Below are 1070 nucleotides of genomic sequence, written 5' to 3' on the forward strand. Positions count from 1 at the left end.
TGTTGTCAAAACTATATATCGTCAAAATAATCTAGCAATAAAACTATCTATCAATAAAACTATCTATCGACACTTCGACATCTCGATTTGTCGAACTATCGAATTATCGATAAAACAACAAAATAATAAAAGGAACGAGCCGGCACCTCATCTCATTACCGTAATAACACAGACGGATTTCCTTTGTTTTTCTATTGCTTTCTCTCTATTTCCCTGCTTATCCTCATTTCTTGCAGCGGTGCTTCCGAGGGTTTACTTTTGCACCCGAGAAGTACGGCAATGGACTGCATAACAGTTTGTTTGCTGAGTAACAATAAAGTAATCAAAACAAAATTAAGGCAATGAAACTCATTATCATCGACCGCAAAGCGTGGGAGCGACACCACTCCGAATTTGCAAACTTTATCCACAGTATCGAACAACTCATCGGCAATCCGCCCGAAACGGACGAATGGCTCGACAACGAAGCCGTGTGCAAGCGTTTGGGCATCAGCAAACGTACCCTGCAATCATACAGAGATACGGGAAAAATCCCTTTCTCAATGATTGGACACAAGTGCTATTACAAGGAGAGCGACATCACGGAGTTATTGAACGCAAACATTGAATGAATGAACTATGGCGGAGAATGAAATCATTACGCAGGAAGACCCTCAGATGCAGTTGTTTTCACAACTGATGGAAGGAATATTGAAGAAATTGGAGCGTTATTGCGCCACAGCCCGTCCGATGTTGGGCGGAGAGGTTTACCTCACTGGCGAGGAGGTTTGCAGCCAATTACGGCTCAGTACACGCACTCTCCAAGAGTACAGAAATGCAGGAATACTTCCTTTCTACAAAATCGGAGGGAAGATACTTTACAAACAGAGCGACATACAAACAATGCTTGAAAGGCATTATAACGCAATACCCAAGAAATTATGGCAAGAATAGATGAACAAAGGAAACAACGTCTGGAACAAGCCCTTCGAGATATGGGCAATTATGGCGTTAAGCTCCGTAAGCCCGAAGAGTTGCCCGATTTTGACCAGCCGATAGATTATGAAGAGGAAAAGAAAAGATTTGAGCCT

Annotated in this window: 2 protein-coding genes; both read left to right on the forward strand. The window is 42.4% G+C overall.

From position 1 onward, the window contains the following. Positions 1–341 precede the first annotated feature (341 nt). Positions 342–611, forward strand: a complete 270-nt coding sequence (locus HMPREF2983_RS10100; RefSeq protein ID WP_025070210.1) for a helix-turn-helix domain-containing protein — start codon at positions 342–344, stop codon at positions 609–611. A 7-nt stretch (positions 612–618) separates the two neighbouring features. Further along, complete coding sequence (locus HMPREF2983_RS10105) at positions 619–933, forward strand: helix-turn-helix domain-containing protein (protein WP_070668041.1); 315 nt, start codon at positions 619–621, stop codon at positions 931–933. The last annotated feature ends 137 nt before the right edge of the window (positions 934–1070 follow it).

It is taken from the genome of Prevotella sp. HMSC077E09, from assembly GCF_001814685.1.
GTDB classification, from domain to species: Bacteria; Bacteroidota; Bacteroidia; order Bacteroidales; family Bacteroidaceae; genus Prevotella; species Prevotella oris.

Excerpts from the sequence above, each read along its gene's own strand:
- HMPREF2983_RS10100 (WP_025070210.1), top strand. The coding sequence starts at position 342 with ATGAAACTCATTATCATCGACCGCAAAGCGTGGGAGCGACACCACTCC.
- HMPREF2983_RS10105 (WP_070668041.1), top strand. The coding sequence starts at position 619 with ATGGCGGAGAATGAAATCATTACGCAGGAAGACCCTCAGATGCAGTTG.